We start from the raw sequence: 16,999 nt of genomic DNA, 5'->3' as shown, positions 1-16,999 counted from the left end.
GCGGAGGTCTGTTTGCGACCTTCAACGCCGGGGCGGCCCGTGGCCGGCCCTTCAAGAAGGGAGATTCAGACCCAGTCGATAACGGAGACTGCTCTCCCTCGCCAAGGTATCGTGGACCAGCTTACCAGCGTCGGGCCCCGTTCCTGAAAACGGGGCCCGACGCCGGCAGGCTGAGGGTCAGTGCGCTCAGGCGTTGCCGTCGAAAAGGCTGGTGACGGAGCCGTCGTCGAACACTTCGCGGATGGCGCGTGCAATCAACGGTGCGATGGACAGCACCGTCAGCTGCGGGAAGCGCTTGTCAGCCGAAATGGGCAGGGTGTCGGTGACCACCACTTCGCGGGCACCGGACTCGGCCAGCCGCCGGGCAGCCGGGTCGGAGAAGACAGCGTGGGTCGCCGCGATGATGACGTCCTTGGCGCCGGCGTTCTTCAGCACCTGGACGGCGCCGGAGATGGTTCCGCCGGTGTCGATCATGTCGTCGATCAGGACGCAGGTGCGGCCCTCGATCTGGCCCACGACGGTCTTGGAGACAGCCTGGTTGGGAACCGTGAGGTCACGGCTCTTGTGGACGAAGGCCAACGGGGCACCGCCGAGGCGCTCTGCCCACTGCTCGGCCACACGGACGCGGCCCGTGTCCGGCGAGACCACGGTGATGTTGTCCGCTGCCACCCGGGTGCGGATGTAGTCAGCCAGCAGCGGGATGGCCATGAGGTGGTCCACGGGGCCGTCGAAGAATCCCTGGATCTGTGACGTGTGCAGGTCAACGCTCATGATGCGGTCCGCACCGGCGGTCTTGTACAGGTCGGCCACCAGACGGGCCGAAATCGGCTCGCGGCCGCGGCCCTTCTTGTCCTGGCGGGAATACGGGTAGAACGGCGAAACCACGGTGATGCGCTTGGCGGATGCCCGCTTCAGCGAATCAATCATGATCAGCTGTTCCATCAGGTGGTTGTTCAGCGGCGCCGGGTGCGCCTGGATCACGAAGGCGTCGGTGCCGCGGACGCTTTCCCCGGCGCGCACGTAGATTTCCCCGTTGGCAAAATCGTAGGCATCCACCGGCAGCAGTTCCGTACCCAGCTCCTTGGCGATCTCCCGTGCAAGCTCGGGGTGTGCCCGCCCAGCGGCGAGAACCAGTTTCTTCTCGCCGCGTGCCGTAATTTCGGTCATGATTGCTTGCCTTCTTCTGTAGATGCCGGGGTACTTGGAGAAACCTGGGACGGCTGAGCCGCTGCCGTTTCGCTGACCGGCGCCGTTGCCCCCGCGGCTTCGGCCAGTACTGCTGAGATGGAGCCCGGCCGGTGCGAGACGACCCAGCCCTCCGAGTTCCGCTGCTTGGCCACCGAAATGGCCAGGGCGCCGGCGGGCACGTCCTGTCGGATCACTGCCCCGGCGCCGCTGTAGGCGCCGTCGCCCACCTGGACCGGAGCAACGAAAACGGTGTTGGAACCCGTGCGCACGCCCGATCCGATCACCGTGCGGTGCTTGTTCTCGCCGTCGTAATTGGCTGTGATGTTGCCACAGCCGATGTTGGTGTCCTCGCCGATCTCCGCGTCGCCGGCGTAGCCCAGGTGCGACAACTTCGAACCGCGGCCGATCGTCACGTTTTTCGTCTCGTAGAAGGCGCCGATCTTCCCGGTCTCGCCCAGCACCGTTCCCGGGCGGAGGTAGGTAAACGGCCCGACGCTGGCGTTGGCCCCGATCGTGGCGCCGGATCCGTGCGTCCGGGTCACCTTGGCGCCTTCGCCCACAGCGACGTCGGTCAGCGTGGTGTCGGGGCCGACGACGGCGTCCCGCGCCACGGTTGTTGCGCCGTGCAGCTGGGTATTGGGCAGGATCCGGACGTCCTCTGCCAGCGTCACCGTGGAGTCGATCCAGGTGGTGGAAGGGTCCACGACCGTGACGCCCGCACGCATCCAGGCTTCGACGGTGCGGCGGTTGTGTTCGGCTCCCAGCGCGGAGAGCTGGACGCGGTCGTTGGCGCCTTCCACCTGCCAGCGGTCGGTGGTGACCACGGCGGCCACGCGCCCTCCGGCGGAACGGGCAAGCCCCAGGACGTCGGTCAGGTACATCTCGCCCTGCGCGTTGTCCGTGGTGACATGAGCCAAGGCGTCGCGAAGGACGTCGGCGTCAAACGCGTAAATCCCCGAATTGATTTCGCGGATTTCGCGTTCCTCGTCCGAAGCATCCTTGTGTTCGCGGATGCCGGTGACGGTGCCGTCGGCGGCGCGGAGGATGCGCCCATAGCCGGCGGCATCGTCCAGGACGGCGGTCAGGACTGTGACGGCGTTGCGTTCGTGTTCGTGGATCAGGACCAGTTCGGCAAGCAGTTCCGCCGAGAGAAGGGGAACGTCGCCGTACGTCACCACCACGGTGCCGCTGAGCGGGCCGCCGGCGTCGAGGGCTTCCACCGCAGCCTGCACCGCGCGGCCGGTGCCGGGCACGTCATCCTGGTCAACGATCAGGGCTGCAGGATCGAGCGAGGACAAGTGCGCTGCCACGAGGTCGCGCTCGTGCCGGACCACAATGGCAAGCTGCCGGGGATCGATGGTGCGGGCGGCACGCAGGGCATGGCCCACCAGCGACAGTCCGCCGATTTCGTGGAGGATCTTGGGGGTACGCGATTTCATCCGGGTACCGGCCCCTGCAGCTAGGACGATGACGGCGGCGGGGCCGGTTGTCTCGGGGCTCACGTACAGGCTCTCCTTGCTTGGTGGATCTCAGTTGCGCGCACTTTCACACCTTGCCGGCCTGTTCCGGGTACGTCACCCGTCACCAGCGGCAGTTCCGCCCATAGGATTCGAACCTATACTCCACGGCTCCAAAGGCCGGGGTGCTGCCATTACACCAGAGCGGACCGTGCCCGGGCCATGGCCCGGCGGCACGAGAACCAATTCTGCCACGAAGGTCGGCACGCGTGCGACTCGGTGCCCACCGGCCAACGCATTCCCCTTAAGGCATGATGGGACGGTGAGCAAGATCAACGGTGCGCCCGAGGGTGCCGGAAACCATCCAGGCAGGCCCGTCAGGGCCCCCGGATACGTGCCCCGGCTCCGCATGACCGGGGCGCAGCGGCGCTCACAGCTGATCGAAATCGGACGCGGGCTATTCGCGATCCGGGGCCTGGACGGCACCACGATCGAAGAGATCGCCGCTGCTGCCGGAGTGTCGAAGCCTGTGATCTACGAGCACTTCGGATCCAAGGAAGGCCTGTACACCCAGGTGGTGGAGCATGAGTTCCGGATCCTGCTGGCAGCAATCAACGACGCCCTCACGGACGAAGCCAAGCCACGGGTCCAGGTGGAGCGGGCCGCGCTGGCGCTGCTGACCTACATCGAGGACCGCACCGACGGCTTCCGGATCCTCATGCGCGACGCCCCGCCGTCCCAGCCCGAAGGCGCTTTCTCCACCCTGCTCTCGCACGTCACCGCCCGGGTGGAGCACATCCTGTCGGACGAATTCGCCCGCCGCGGCTTCAGCGCCGCCGACGGCGCAATGTACGCCCAGATGCTGGTGGGAATGGTGGCGATGACCGGGCAGTGGTGGCAGGACAGCCGCACCCCGGACAAGCGTGCCGTGGCCGCGCACCTGGTGAACCTCGCCTGGAACGGCCTCACCGGCCTGCAGAAGGAACCGGAACTCCGCAGCGAGGCTTAGTGCGCACCTTCGCGGCGCAGGCGCCCTTCGCCGTCGCTTAGACACGACGCATAGGTGACGCTTCGGTCGCTGGGCGACCTTCACGCCACGATGCGCTGCGATGCGCGACTACGCGAAGGTCCCCCGCTCCGCTATTGCCGATACTTCCGGGATGCCTACTCGCCGAGGACTTCCAGGGCTTCGAGCCATTCGAGTTCCAGGGCTTCGCGTTCTTCGGCCAGAACCTTGAGCTTTTTGTTGAGCTCGGCCATGGCGTCGAAGTCGTTGTCGGCCGTGCTCTTGACCATCTGGGCGTGGATCTTTTCTTCCTGCTGGGTCAGCTTGCCCAGCTGGCGGTCGATGCGGTTCTTTGCCTTGCGGGCGTCCCGCTTTTCGGCCTCCGAGGGGCCCGCGGCCGCGGGGGCCGCGCTGCCGCTGGCGCCGATCACGGGGTTGCCGCCGCCGGTGATCGTGGAGCCGGCCAGCGCGCCTTCGCGCAGTTCCAAGTACTGGTCCACGCCGCGGGGCAGGGCGCGGATCTTGCCGTCGCCCAACAGCGCCATCTGGTGGTCCGTGACGCGCTCCAGCAGGTAGCGGTCGTGGCTCACCACAACGAGCGTGCCCGGCCAGCCATCCAGGACATCTTCGACGGCGGCGAGGGTGTCCGTGTCGAGGTCGTTGGTGGGCTCGTCGAGCATCAGCACGTTCGGCTCACCGACAAGGAGGCGCAGAAGCTGAAGCCGGCGGCGTTCGCCACCGGAGAGGTCCTTGACCGGGGTCCACTGCTTCTCGTTCGTGAAGCCCAGCTGTTCCACGAGCTGGCCCGCACTGAATTCCTTGCCGCCGACGTTGAAGGAACGCTTTTCGCGCTCAATCACTTCGATGACGCGCAGGTCCTTGACGTCGTCGAGTTCCTTGACCTCCTGGGTCAGCACGGCGGTGACAACCGTCTTGCCGCGCTTGACCTTGCCGGAGGTGGGCTCGATTTCACCGTTGAGCAGTTTGAGAAGGGTGGTCTTGCCGGCGCCGTTGACACCGACCAGTCCCAGCCGCTCCCCCGGCGCAAGGCGGAGGGTGATGTTGTCGAAGAGCTTCTGCCCGGGCTCGCCGCCGCGGAAGTCCAGTGAAACGTGCTCCAGGTCCAGCACGTCCTTGCCAAGGCGCGCCGTCGCCATCTTGCTGAGCGCCATCGAGTCGCGGGGCTCCGGGACATCGGCAATCAGCGCGTTGGCTGCCTCGATGCGGAACTTCGGCTTGGCCGTCCGGGCCGGGGCGCCGCGGCGCAGCCAGGCGAGCTCCTTTTTGACGAGCTGCTGGCGCTTGCTTTCCATGACCGAGGCCGAGCGGTCACGTTCGGCGCGGGCCAGGACGTAGGCCGCGTAGCCGCCCTCGAACGGGTCCATGATCCCGTCGTGGATTTCCCAGGTCTTATTGCAGACTTCATCGAGGAACCAGCGGTCGTGGGTGACCACCAGGAACGCGCCCTGGTTGGCCCGCCAGCGGGTCTTCAGGTGGCGTGACAGCCAGGCGACGCCTTCGACGTCGAGGTGGTTGGTGGGCTCATCGAGCATGATCACGTCATGGTCTTCGATCAGCAGCTTCGCCAGGGCCACGCGCCGTTTCTGGCCGCCGGAGAGCGCGTGCACGTTGGCGTGCCAGTCGACGTCGGACACCAGTCCGCCCATGACCTCGCGGATCTGCGGGTTGCGGGCCCACTCGTAGTCAGCCTGGTCCCCGACGATGGCGGCGCCGACCGTCAGGTCGCCGTCGAGCACATCGCTCTGGTCCAGGTAGCCGATGTTGACCTCGCTGCGCTTGGTCACCCGTCCCGAATCCGGCGTGGAGCGCATCGCCAGAAGGCGCATGAGGGTGGACTTGCCGTCGCCGTTGCGGCCCACCATGCCGATCCGGTCACCCTCTTCAAGGCCGAGGGTAACGCCGTCGAGGACGGTGCGGGTTGCATACGAGACCGTGAGGTTCTCGCCGCCGAGCAGGTGAGCCACTGGGAACTGCTTTCTTCGGTGAAAATTCGTTGAACATAAGGGGGCGACCGGAGTCGGAAGTACTAAAGGAGCGTATCGGAGATGATGCGCGCCCCGGGCACCGGCCCGTGGACGGCGAGGGCATTCAGGCCATGATGGCTGAGTTCCTCGGCGAGGCCGGCAGCCGCCGCGGGATTGTGCGTCAGCAGGGCCACCGTGGGGCCGGAGCCTGACACAAGACCGGCGATGGCTCCGCACGATTCGCCAAGTCCAAGGGTATCCCGGAGGCCCGGCGCCAGCTCAATGGAGGCCCTTTGGAGGTCGTTGACCAGGACCCGGCTGAGCGCATCCGCATCGCCGCTGCGCAGCGCCTGCAGGATCTTCGGATCCACGGCGGTGGGTTCCTCCACGGCGACGCCTTCTGCAAGCCGGAGCCGGTCCAGGGTCCGGAACACCTCCGGTGTTGACAGCCCGTAGTCAGCGGTGACCAGGACCCAGTCCATTTGCGCTTTGGCCAGCGCGGGCGACAGCTCGTCGCCCACACCCAGCCCGACTGCCGTGCCGCCAAGCAGGGAGAACGGGACATCGGCGCCGAGTTCTGCCGCCAGGTGGGCGAGCTCATCCCGGGACAGCCCGCTGTTCCAGAGGGCGTCGCAGGCCAGCAGCGTCGCTGCCGCGTCGGCTGAGCCCCCGCCCATGCCGCCGGCAACCGGGACCCGCTTGGTGATTTCCAAGTGGACGCCGGTGGAGTGTTCGGACACGTCGGCCATGATGGCGGCCGCCTTGTACGCGAGGTTCCGTTCGTCGAGCGGGATGTCAACGTCTGCCAGGTCCAGCGTGCTGGCCGGACTGATGCTGACCGTGATGCCTTCAGTGCCGGTGCTGGTTGCGGCCACTTCCTCATAGAGCGAAACCGCCAGGTAGACACTGGCAACGGAATGGTAGCCGTCCTCACGCAGCGGGCCCACATCCAGCGAGACGTTGATTTTGCCGGGAGCCTTGACCCGGACCGTCCTCGCGGCAAAGCGCCCTCTCACTGCGTTCATGAGTCCAAGCTATGGCATGGCGGCATCAGGCTCCAAGCATGCGACTCCCGGGAGACGCCGAAGGCGGCGGTGGCCCCGGACCTCAACCCTGCGCGGCCTGGCGGGCTTCGGCAATGCGTGCGAAGGCTGCGATGTCGATCACTTCGCCGCGGGCGGTGGGCTCGACGCCCGCCGCGAGCAGGCAGCGTTCGGCTTCCGCCGCGCTTCCGGCCCACCCGGCCAGGGCGGCCCGCAGGGTCTTCCGGCGCTGGGCGAAGGCGGCATCAATCACGGCGAACACCTGTTCGCGGGTTGCCGAGGTCACCGGAGGCTCACGGCGGGTGAAGGCTACGAGCCCCGAGTGGATCTTGGGTGCCGGCCAGAAGACGTTCATCCCGATCACACCGGCCTTGCGCATGCTGCTGTACCAGGCTGCCTTCACTGACGGCACGCCATACGTCTTGGACCCGGGGCCGGCCGCCAGGCGGTCCGCCACCTCGTCCTGCACCATAACCAGCCCGTGCCGCAGGCTCGGGAAGTGCTGCAGCAGGTGGAGTACCACCGGGACCGCCACGTTGTACGGGAGGTTCGCCACCAGGGCTGTGGGCTCCGCCGGCAGTTCGGTCACTTTCATGGCGTCTGCCAGCACCAGGTGGAAGTCTTTGGCGGCTTGGGGGCGCCACTGCTGCACCGTGCCCGGTAGTTTGGCTGCAAGGACGGGATCGATTTCGACGGCGACAACGGTTTTGGCGGCGTCGAGCAGTCCGAGCGTGAGGGAACCGAGTCCGGGTCCGACCTCCAGGACGGTCTCATCGGCGTGAATGTCCGCAGCAGCCACGATCCGGCGGATGGTATTGCCGTCGATCACGAAATTCTGGCCCAGCGTCTTCGTGGGGCGGACTCCGATTTCCTCGGCGAGCCGGCGGACATCGGAGGCGCCGAACAGTGGCGCGGGCGCGGTGCCGGAGGCGGCGGGGGTCGGTTCAGTCACCTAGGTATCCTATCCCGTTGCCTTCGAGCTTCCGCTGGCCCGCGCTGCGGCGGTCTGTGCAGCACTCGGCCGGAGACGCGAAAGGCCGGGTCCGGATGTAATCCCGGACCCGGCCTTCAAACCTTGCCTTCAAACTTCCGCGGCGGTGGTCAGCTGCCGCGGCAGTCAGTCGCAGTACCTGCCAGCTGGAGTGCCTGCTAGCTGGTGGCTGCCCAGCCGCAGCCCCAGGGCTGGAGGCCGCGCTGCGCGTAGACGCGGTTGGCGATGTCGATCTGCTGTGCCTTTGTTGCGAGGCTGGCGTTGGGTGCATAGGCCCCGCCGCCGGCGCCGAGCCAGGTCTGGATGTCGAACTGCAGGCCGCCGTAGTAGCCGTTGCCGGAGTTGATGGACCAGTTACCGGTGGATTCGCACTGCGCGATCTTGTCCCACATGGCTTCGTTCATCATGGCGGGGGCCGCTGCACCGGTGTTCGCACCGGCAGCTTCGGCCTTGGGCTTTTCCTTGGTCCCCACCAGGACCTTTTCGGTCACAGGCTGGAGGGAAACGGTCTCGGACACGAGGGTCCGTGAGGCTTCGCGGCCGTCAACCAGAACCAGCTTGAAGTTCTTGTCCACCTTGCCGGCGACGCCCGCCTGGGTGACCTCTTTTTCGCCCACAAACAGTTCGGCGCTTTCGGAGCTCAGGGTCTCGAAGGGAACGTCTTCGGAGGTGGTGGCAGTCTTCGAGGAATCCACCCGGGACACCTTGATGGCCATGTCGTTGACGACGTGCGCGTTGCGGGGCTGGGACAGGCGGTCGCCGGCCCCGACAGTCACCCCGGCGTCCTTGAGGACTTCGGCCACGGTGGCCGCCGTCGTGGTTGTCTTGGAGGCCTTGCCGTCCGCCAGGATACTCACGGTCTTGGGCGTGGAGATGGCCACGAAGGAACCGGAGACGGCCAGCTGGGCGTCCTTGGGTACGGAGACTTCCGAGGCACTGGCGACGCCGAGCTCGGTGACCAGGCCTTCGACGTTCGATGACGTGGTGTTGATCGTTTTTTCGGCCCCGTCGAGGCTGATCTTCACGGCTTTGGCCAGGTTGACGTTGATGACAGAGCCATCCTCCACGCGGGCGTCCGCCGCCGGGGATACCCGGTCTGCGGGCTGCAGCTCCACCTTGGCACTCTTGACCACTTGGCCCACGGTCCCGCCGAACGTCTGCACGGAGCTGACTTTCCCGTCCACATTCAGGGTGACTGTCTTGTTGTTGCCTACGAAGGCCACCAGGCCCAGCACGAGTGCAGAAAGCACCACCAACTGGGCTCCGACCTTGACGAAACTGAATTTGCCGTCCGAAGTGAAGAACTTGACCACGATTGCCCGTAACTCTAGGACCATCCGGGCACGGGGAAAAACGCACATCACCCACCGACGCAAACACCCTCAGGGCAACTCCGGACACGGTCCGGCTGTTTGCAGCAGACGTGTGCGCCGCCACACTCAGGACTCAATGGACCCGCCGCGAGACGGACCTGGAACTGAGCGAAATTATCCGAAGGCCTTCCCCGACCCCGGCTAATAGTTATCCACTGTAATCGAAGCGTTATAAAGCAGCCAAGATTTTGTGCATACCTGGTATTCCTGACGGTCGCCTGAGCGGGTGGGCCGTCAGTCCCAGGATCCGTACGCCTGCAGGGAATTTTGGGCTATTTGAGCACAAATGTCGGACAAATCGGTGCTTGTCAACTCGGCCATGGCCCGGACCGTATGCGGGATCAGGTAACTGGCATTCGGCCGGCCGCGGAACGGATGCGGGGTCAGGAATGGCGCATCCGTCTCCACGAGGACGCGGGCGGGGTCGGCAATCAGAAGCGCAGCGCGCAGGTTAGCCGCGTTCTTGAACGTCACCGTGCCTGCGAAGGACATATACCAGCCTTCGGTATTGCACGTGCGGGCGAGTTTTTCGTCGCCGGAGAAGCAGTGGAACACCACCCGTTCCGGTGCGCCTTCTTCACGCAAAACCTGCACGACGTCGTCGTGGGCGTCACGGTCGTGAATCTGCAGCGTCAGGCCGAGGCGCCTGGCAATGTCGATGTGGCGCCGGAACGAGTACCGCTGGTGTTTCAGCCCCTCCCCCTCGGTACGGAAGAAATCCAGGCCCGTCTCACCAATGGCGCGGATCCTGGGGTGCGCCGCCAGAGCTTCGATCTCAGCCAGCGCATCCTCCAGCTCCCCCCGGGCGGCGTAATCCGGCGCGTCGTTGGGGTGGATAGCCACCGCGCCAAGCAGCCGCTGGTCCAGGTCAACGGCCTGCACCGTGAATCTTGACGACTCAAGGTCGCAGCCAACCTGCACCGCTCCCTGCACGCCCACCGAGGCAGCAACGTCCAGGGCGGCGGACACGTCCACCGCCACGTCTCCGTTCGGAAAGTCCAGGTGCGTGTGGTTGTCCATCACCGGGACGGGCAGCGGTTCCGGTGCGGGCGGATATCCATGCCTGCCGGAGCCGTCGCTTCCGGGCGCGCGAAACGGGGCTGGCGTCAACGGGGTGTTCATCCTCCTACCCTAGCTTCCTGCCCGGGCCCCGCGGGCGCTCCGGATCCCGCCGGGAAATACCGGAACTCTCTGTCAGCTCCGGCAGTTGTGTTAGTAGTCTGGTAGGCATACGGGCGAACGCCCGACGGCGGGCGCCGGCACTTCCTGCCAACCCGTGCCAGGCTTCCCCCAGGTCTGAAAGGCTGCCGATGGACTCCCACAGACGCACCACAGTAGATGAAGCCCTCCCGGAACAGCAGGGCTTCCCCGAACGTGCGGGAGTGGTGGGAAACCAGCTGAACGGAACCCGGCCGCCGGCCATGGACGCGCAGGCCTTCCATGCCGCCAGCGAGCGCATCCTGTCGGCCATCAACACGGTGATCGACGGCAAGGCGGAAGCCGCCAAACTGGCGTTGACGGTGCTCCTGGCCCAGGGCCACCTGCTCCTCGAGGACGTTCCCGGCGTGGGCAAAACGCTGCTCGCGAAAACGCTCGCCCGCACCATCGACTGTTCGGTCAGCAGGATCCAGTTCACTCCTGACCTCCTTCCCTCCGATGTCACCGGCGTTTCCATCTACAACCAGGCCTCGCGGCTGTTCGAATTCAGGCCGGGCGCCGTGTTCGCCAATATTGTCATCGGGGACGAGATCAACCGCGCCTCGGCCAAGACGCAGTCCGCGCTGCTGGAGTGCATGGAGGAACACCAGGTCACCGTGGACGGGGACTCTTACAAGCTGGATGAGCCCTTCATGGTGGTGGCTACCCAGAACCCCATTGAGATGGAAGGAACCTACCCCCTGCCGGAAGCGCAGCGGGACCGGTTCATGGCACGGATCTCCATGGGTTATCCGGACCAGGACTCCGAGATCGAGATGCTGGAGACGCATCAGGCGACATCGCCGCTGACCAGGGTCACCGCCGTCGTCACGTCCGCGGATGTGGCGGCCATGATCGCCACCGTCCAGCGGGTCTACGTGTCGCAGGCAGTCAAGGAATACACCGTGTCCATCGGGCGCGCCACCCGCGAAAGTGCCATGCTCCGGCTCGGCGCCAGTCCCCGGTCCATGCTGCAGCTGCTGCGGGCGGCGAAGGCAACCGCCGCGCTGGAGGGCCGGGACTTCGTGCTCCCCGACGACGTCGTCAGCGTTGCCGAATCCGTGCTTGCCCACCGGATCATTCTTGACCGCAAGGCGGCCAGCACGGGTGAGACTCCGCACAGCGTCATCCGCAGTATCCTCGGGAAGCTTCCGGTACCGCAGGAGATGTCCGCCGCACCCTCCCGGACGCCGGGCAGGCGCGGCGGACCGGACCTGCGGCCCGCCCGCTAGCCAAAGGCCCCACTATGGCCCTCACGGACAGGCTCCCCGGACATCTTTTCAGCACACGCGGCTGGGGGATGCTGGCTGCCGGGGTGGTCTCCCTGCTGGCCGCGCAGGTCATGGGCCGCCGGGACCTGCTCACGCTGGGCATCCTGCTGATAGTCCTGCCGCTGGTCTCCCTCGCAGGAATCCGTATCCTGAAGCCCCGGTTCAAGGTGTACCGGGAGTTCAACCCCGCCAGCGTGGAAACTTCATCGACAACCACCGTTCGGCTTGCGGTGGCCCGGACCGGTGTTGCCGCCGGACAGGTGGTGATGGAGGAACGCCTTCCTTCCCGCTTCGGCGAATCGCCCGCGTTCAGGTTCCCGTCCCGCTCGGCCGTCGGCGGGACCAGCCGCTACGAGTACCACCTCCGTTCCGGCAAACGGGGGCAGTTCGTTATCGGACCGGTGACCGCAGAGTTCACCGACCCCTTCGGCCTCTCGCTGCACCGCCACGCGATCGACGACGGCGACACTCTCACGGTGACGCCCGCCGCCGTCGAACTCCCCGCAACGGGACTTGCCGGCGCCCGCGGCAATGACGGCGTCACGGCCACGCGGATCCGGGCAAATCCCAGCGACGATGACGTCATGACGCGCGAGTACCGCCATGGCGACCCCATGCGGCGGGTGCACTGGGCCGCGACGGCCAGGCACGGCGCCCTGATGGTGCGGCAGGAAGAATCCGTGACCACGCCGGAGGCCACCATCATCCTGGACCAGCGGTGGACGGCGTTTGCGCGCGGACCGGGCGCCGCATATTCTGCCACCTCCGGCGAGGACGGCCACGACCTGGTCACCAGTGAGACCTTCGAATGGGCGGTAACGGCCGCCATGTCTGTCAGCGCCCACCTGGCGGAACGGAACTATGCCCTGCGCGTCCTCGATCCGGCGGGAGAGCCTGCGTTCCTGCATTCGCCTTCGGCCCCCGAACCTGAGGCCGAGGAATACACCGGGTCCGCCGGCCTGCAGTCCATTGCCGAGAGCCTGGCGGCGATTCAACTTTCCGGCGCACACCATGCCACGCACCATGCGGCTCCCGAATCAGCGCCGCACCCCTTCGATGACCGGCTGATGGACAAACTCTCAGCACACCGCCAGCGCGGCCCCGTCATAGCAATCCTGGGGCATCTGCCGGCGGCAGAGGCACGCTCGCTGGCCGCCGCCGCCGGGTTCGGGGCCAACGCGTTCGCGATGATCGTCACCGACCATCCGGGCGAGTGCCAGGATGCCGTTGAATCGCTGAGGTCGGGAGGCTGGCGGGCCGTGGCCGTTTCCCCCGGCACATCAGTGCCGGCGGCGTGGTCCTTTTTCGACCAGCGCGATGCGGCCGCTGCCACGGCCGCCGCAGACGTCCGCCGCGGAACGGGAGTCACCCGATGACCATGACCCCGCAGCGGCATTCCGGTCCCGGCCAAGAGGCCGGCCGCCGACCTGAAGTCCTTGCACCGTCACAGACTCCGGCCGCACGGTCGCGTCGGGCCGGGGCGCAGCCGTGGGTCATGGCTGCCGCGGTCGCCGTTGCCGTCGCCGGCGCGGCCCTCTCCCTGAACGGCGTGCTGAGGGGATGGGCCTGGTACCCTCCGGTGCTGACCACGGTCTGCGTTGTCGCCCTGGCCATGGCGGCACTGAGGTGGCTGCGCGCGCAACCGTTCCTCGTGGCGCTGGGCGGCTTCGCGTCCCTCGTTTTCATCCTGACCTTCACGTTCTTCCGCAGGTACAGCATTGCCGGGTTCATTCCGTCCGGGGACACCATGGAGCAGCTCGGCAGGTACCTGCGGCGGGCCAGCGAGACCGTCCTGGCCGAAAGCTCTCCGGTTGCGCCCAACGCCGGCATAGTCCTGGTCACCTGCGCGGTCCTGGGCCTGGTGGTCATCCTGGTCGATGCCCTCGCTGTGCCATTGGCCCTGCCGGCAACAAGCGGGCTGGGCCTCGTGGCCATCCTGGTGGTGCCGGCCATGGTCAAACCACAAAGCGTGGGCCTCTGGGGATTCGCCGCTGCCGCGGCCGGCTACCTGATGATCCTCGCCTGCAGCCAGTGGTTCGCCCCGGATAACCGCACCACTGCCGACACCGCCCGCAATCCGGGACAGTTCCACCGCGCTGCCATCACCGGCGGCATGGCTCTGGTGATCACGCTGCTCCTCCCCCTTGCCGTTCCGGGCTTCGACCAGGGCACCTTCCCGCAAGGTTCACGGCTGAATCCGTGGGGTTCGTCCACGGGGCTGAACCCCATGATCAGCCTCGGCAACAGCTTGCGGAGTCCCACCGGTGACGGGCGCATCACCTATGCCACCAGCGGCAGCAGGCCCCCGTACCTGCGGTCCGTCACGGTGGACCGGTTCGACGGCGACTCGTGGTCGCCGGACGACCGCGACGCTTCCCGCCGGGTGGGGGTCGGGAGGATGGACACCGGAAACGAGATCCTGGCCGACGAGCAGGTCCGTCAGGTGACGGCGGTCAACACCGGCCGTTTCACCAGCCCGTACCTGCCGGTGCCGTACGCTCCGGATGCGGTCAACGGCCTGGATGGACGCTGGAGCTGGGATCCGGCCACGCTGAGCATCAAGGGCGTGGACACCAACTCGCGGAACCAGCAGTACCTGGTGCAGTCCACCTCCCCCCGGCTCACGCCGGAGCTCCTGTCCCGGTCCTCGGCGCCCGTACGCGGGATCCCGGAGGAGTTCATCCGGCCGCCGAACAACGTTCCGGACATTGTGCGAAGCACGGCCGATACCGTGACGGAGGGAAGCGGGACCGCGTATGCCAAGGCGATGGCCATCCAGAACTACCTGCGCTCGGTCGAATTCACGTACTCCCTGCAGTCCCCGGTCCAGGGCGGCTACGACGGCAACGGGCTCTCCGTCCTCGCGGACTTCCTGACCCAAAAGAGCGGCTACTGCATCCATTTCGCGTCGGCAATGGCGGTCATGGCCCGGCTGGAAGGGATCCCCAGCCGCATTGCCGTCGGGTACGCCCCGGGGCGGGCCACGGGTGCCACGGTTTCGGTCCCCGGTCAGGGCGCGCTGACCGAATACGAAGTTGATTCCAGGGATGCCCACGCGTGGCCGGAGCTCTACTTCCAGGGCCTCGGCTGGGTTGCCTTTGAACCCACCCCCTCCCGTGGTGTGGTGCCGGACTACGCGTCGCAGGCTTTCACTCCGGGCGGTGCGAGCACCAACGAGAACAACGATGACCTCATCCCCTCCAGCGCTGCCACGCCGCCGGCGACGCCGGGCGCCACACAAGCTCCGCTGCCCGGACTGGATTCGGCGGGAGAAGCAGGGCATCCGCTGACGATTCCGCTGTACGCGGGCGCAGGCATCCTGGTCCTCGCCCTGATCGCTGCGTCGCCACGGCTGCTGCGCGCGGACCTGCGGACCCGGCGGCTCAGGGGTGCACCTTACGCCGGCGGCACTACGGCGGACTCAGCCTGGGCCGAACTGCGGGACCTCGCCACCGACTACGGCCTGTCACCCGGCCTCAGTGAAACTCCCCGGCACTTCTCCAGCAGGCTTCGCGGTTCGGGTGCGCTTGGCGAACCGGACCGGCCGGACGACGCCGGCGCCCGCGCGGTGGCGTCACTCACCGCGGATTTTGAACGCCGACAGTATGGCCGGCCGGCCGCCGGGTCCGGCGTGCGTCCCGACGCCTCGGGGCCGTCCGCTGCGGACAGGATCGCCGCGATCCAGGCATCCCTCCGGAGGCACGCGCGGCCCGCCCGGCGGTTACGGGCGGAGTGGCTGCCGCCGTCGGTCCTGAACCGCTGGGGGCGCAGCGCCTCCGCACCGTTCCGCGCCATCGCGCGGGGCGCCGCCATCACGGCGCAGGCCGCCGCGCGGTCCTGGCGGACGGTGCGCGACGGCCTGCGGAGGCTGCGGCAGGGCTAGCCTGCGTACGGATCGGCGATGCCGATGTACTGGGTGTAGAGGTATTCCTCAATGCCCTCAAGGCCGCCCTCGCGGCCCAGCCCGGACTGCTTGACGCCGCCGAACGGGGCGGCAGCGTTGGACACGACACCGGCGTTCAGGCCCAGCATGCCGGTCTCGAGGCGTTCGCCCATCCGGATGCCGCGGTTCAGGTCGCGCGTGAAGACGTAGGCCACAAGGCCGTACTCGGTGTTGTTGGCCAGGCGGACCGCCTCATCCTCGCTGCCGAAGGTGATGATCGGTGCAACGGGTCCGAAAATCTCTTCGGACAGGATGCGGGTGCCCTCGGTGACGCCCTTGAGGATGGTGGGCTGGTAGAAATAGCCCGGCCCGGCCACAGGGCCGCCGCCGGCCACCGCGGTTGCGCCGGAGTTCACGGCGTCGGTGACCAGCTCATGGACCTTGTCCCGGCTCTTCGCATCGATCAGCGGACCCACTTTGGACTCCGGCTCGGTGCCGCGGGCGGTGGTCATCTCTCCCATTTTCGCGGCGAACTTCTCCGCGAACTCGTCCGCGACGGATTCGTGCACGATGAACCGGTTCGCGGCCGTGCAGGCCTCACCCATGTTCCGCAGCTTCGCCAGCATGGCCCCGGCCACGGCCGCATCGATGTCGGCGTCCTCGAAGACCACGAACGGGGCGTTGCCGCCGAGTTCCATCGAGGTCCGCAGCACCGTCTCGGAGGCGTCGGAGAGCAGGCGGCGGCCCACTTCGGTGGAACCGGTGAAGGACAGCTTCCGGAGCCGGGAGTCCTTGATCAGCGGGCCCGTGGTGGCGCCGGCCGTTGAGGTCGGGATGACGTTCAGCACACCGGCGGGCAGTCCGGCTTCCTGCATCACGGCCGCGAACAGCTGGGAGGTCAGCGGAGTCAGGTTGGCCGACTTGAGCACCATGGTGCAGCCGGCAGCGACGGCCGGGGCAATCTTGCGGGTGGCCATCGCCAGCGGGAAGTTCCACGGGGTGATCAGCAGGCACGGGCCCACGGGCTTCTTCGTCACGAGCAGCCGGGACTTCCCGTCCGGGGAGACCGAGTAGCGGCCGAACGCGCGGACGGCCTCCTCGGAGAACCAGCGCAGGAACTCGGCACCGTAGGTCACCTCGCCGCGTGCCTCGGCCAGCGGCTTGCCCATTTCCAGGGTCATCAGCAGTGCGAAGTCCTCGGCCCGGGCGGTGACCATCTCGAAGGCGCGGCGCAGGATCTCCCCGCGCTCACGCGAAGGGACCTTGGCCCAGGAGTCCTGGGCGGCAGCGGCGGCGTCGAGGGCAGCCTTGCCGTCCTCTGCGCCGGCGTCAGCGATGCTGAGCAGGACCTTGCCCGTGGCGGGGTCCTCGACGTCGAACGTCTTTCCGGACGCCGCCGGGCGCCATTCGCCGTTGATCAGCAGTCCGGTGGGAACAGAGGCCAGCAGCTCGCTCTCGCGCTCCGCAGTAACAGTGGGCTGTGCAGTTGCAGTCACGATGACTCCCTCGTCAGCAATTCGGGTTGGGGATGGGTTCAGCACTTGGCTGCTTTACAGCCACGGTACTGCCGGGCGCTTGGGAGCGTCTATGCATGCGCGCACTACG

At 67.2% G+C, this 16,999-nt stretch carries 12 protein-coding genes and 1 tRNA gene; 4 read left to right on the top strand and 9 right to left on the bottom strand.

Annotation, left to right across the window (positions count from 1 at the left end; all coding sequences use genetic code 11):
• Positions 1-186: 186 nt before the first annotated feature.
• The 3 genes from RW112_RS16390 to RW112_RS16380 form a co-directional block, all read right to left on the bottom strand.
• A complete protein-coding gene (locus RW112_RS16390) occupies positions 187-1,167 on the bottom strand; it encodes a ribose-phosphate diphosphokinase (RefSeq protein WP_305940211.1) in 981 nt (326 codons plus the stop codon).
• Positions 1,164-2,690, bottom strand: a complete 1,527-nt coding sequence (gene glmU, locus RW112_RS16385) for a bifunctional UDP-N-acetylglucosamine diphosphorylase/glucosamine-1-phosphate N-acetyltransferase GlmU (protein WP_317782782.1) — start codon at positions 2,688-2,690, stop codon at positions 1,164-1,166. The genes RW112_RS16390 and glmU overlap by 4 nt, the downstream gene beginning before the upstream one ends.
• Positions 2,691-2,782: 92 nt before the next feature.
• Positions 2,783-2,854: transfer RNA gene (locus tag RW112_RS16380), tRNA-Gln, on the bottom strand.
• A 200-nt stretch (positions 2,855-3,054) separates the two neighbouring features.
• Here RW112_RS16380 and RW112_RS16375 point away from each other — a divergent pair.
• Positions 3,055-3,654: a TetR/AcrR family transcriptional regulator gene (locus RW112_RS16375; protein WP_305943572.1), complete on the top strand. Its 600-nt coding sequence runs from the start codon at positions 3,055-3,057 to the stop codon at positions 3,652-3,654.
• A 155-nt stretch (positions 3,655-3,809) separates the two neighbouring features.
• Here RW112_RS16375 and RW112_RS16370 read toward each other — a convergent pair whose 3' ends face one another.
• The 5 genes from RW112_RS16370 to RW112_RS16350 all read right to left on the bottom strand — a co-directional run bounded on the left by RW112_RS16370 (position 3,810) and on the right by RW112_RS16350 (position 10,165).
• Positions 3,810-5,636 carry an ABC-F family ATP-binding cassette domain-containing protein gene (locus RW112_RS16370; RefSeq protein WP_317782781.1) on the bottom strand — a complete coding sequence of 609 codons (1,827 nt, stop codon included), beginning with the start codon at positions 5,634-5,636 and terminating at the stop codon, positions 3,810-3,812.
• Between the two features lie 62 nt (positions 5,637-5,698).
• Positions 5,699-6,661 carry a 4-(cytidine 5'-diphospho)-2-C-methyl-D-erythritol kinase gene (locus RW112_RS16365; protein ID WP_305940208.1) on the bottom strand — a complete coding sequence of 321 codons (963 nt, stop codon included), beginning with the start codon at positions 6,659-6,661 and terminating at the stop codon, positions 5,699-5,701.
• Positions 6,662-6,743: 82 nt separating this feature from the next.
• Positions 6,744-7,631: a 16S rRNA (adenine(1518)-N(6)/adenine(1519)-N(6))-dimethyltransferase RsmA gene (gene rsmA, locus RW112_RS16360; RefSeq protein WP_317782780.1), complete on the bottom strand. Its 888-nt coding sequence runs from the start codon at positions 7,629-7,631 to the stop codon at positions 6,744-6,746.
• 197 nt (positions 7,632-7,828) lie between these two features.
• A complete protein-coding gene (locus tag RW112_RS16355; protein WP_317782779.1) occupies positions 7,829-8,983 on the bottom strand; it encodes a ubiquitin-like domain-containing protein in 1,155 nt (384 codons plus the stop codon).
• Between the two features lie 294 nt (positions 8,984-9,277).
• Positions 9,278-10,165, bottom strand: a complete 888-nt coding sequence (locus RW112_RS16350) for a TatD family hydrolase (protein WP_317782778.1) — start codon at positions 10,163-10,165, stop codon at positions 9,278-9,280.
• Between the two features lie 188 nt (positions 10,166-10,353).
• Here RW112_RS16350 and RW112_RS16345 point away from each other — a divergent pair, with 188 nt between their 5' ends.
• The 3 genes from RW112_RS16345 to RW112_RS16335 are packed head-to-tail and all read left to right on the top strand — an operon-like array spanning position 10,354 to position 15,394.
• Entirely contained in the window at positions 10,354-11,472 is a 1,119-nt protein-coding gene (locus RW112_RS16345; protein WP_317782777.1) for a MoxR family ATPase, read from the top strand.
• A gap of 14 nt (positions 11,473-11,486) precedes the next feature.
• A complete protein-coding gene (locus RW112_RS16340) occupies positions 11,487-12,887 on the top strand; it encodes a DUF58 domain-containing protein (protein ID WP_317782776.1) in 1,401 nt (466 codons plus the stop codon).
• Complete coding sequence (locus tag RW112_RS16335) at positions 12,884-15,394, top strand: transglutaminaseTgpA domain-containing protein (protein WP_317782775.1); 2,511 nt, start codon at positions 12,884-12,886, stop codon at positions 15,392-15,394. Before RW112_RS16340 ends, RW112_RS16335 begins: the two co-directional genes overlap by 4 nt.
• Here the strand turns inward: RW112_RS16335 and RW112_RS16330 are convergent.
• Positions 15,391-16,890 (bottom strand): NAD-dependent succinate-semialdehyde dehydrogenase, encoded by a 1,500-nt coding sequence (locus RW112_RS16330; RefSeq protein WP_317782774.1) that lies wholly within the window; start codon positions 16,888-16,890, stop codon positions 15,391-15,393. The two genes, RW112_RS16335 and RW112_RS16330, sit on opposite strands and share 4 nt — an antisense overlap.
• Positions 16,891-16,999: the final 109 nt, after the last annotated feature.

The sequence above is a fragment of the Arthrobacter sp. B10-11 genome, assembly GCF_033142195.1.
GTDB classification, from domain to species: Bacteria; Actinomycetota; Actinomycetes; order Actinomycetales; family Micrococcaceae; genus Arthrobacter; species Arthrobacter oryzae_C.
This window is presented reverse-complemented; position numbering and strand designations above follow the sequence as displayed.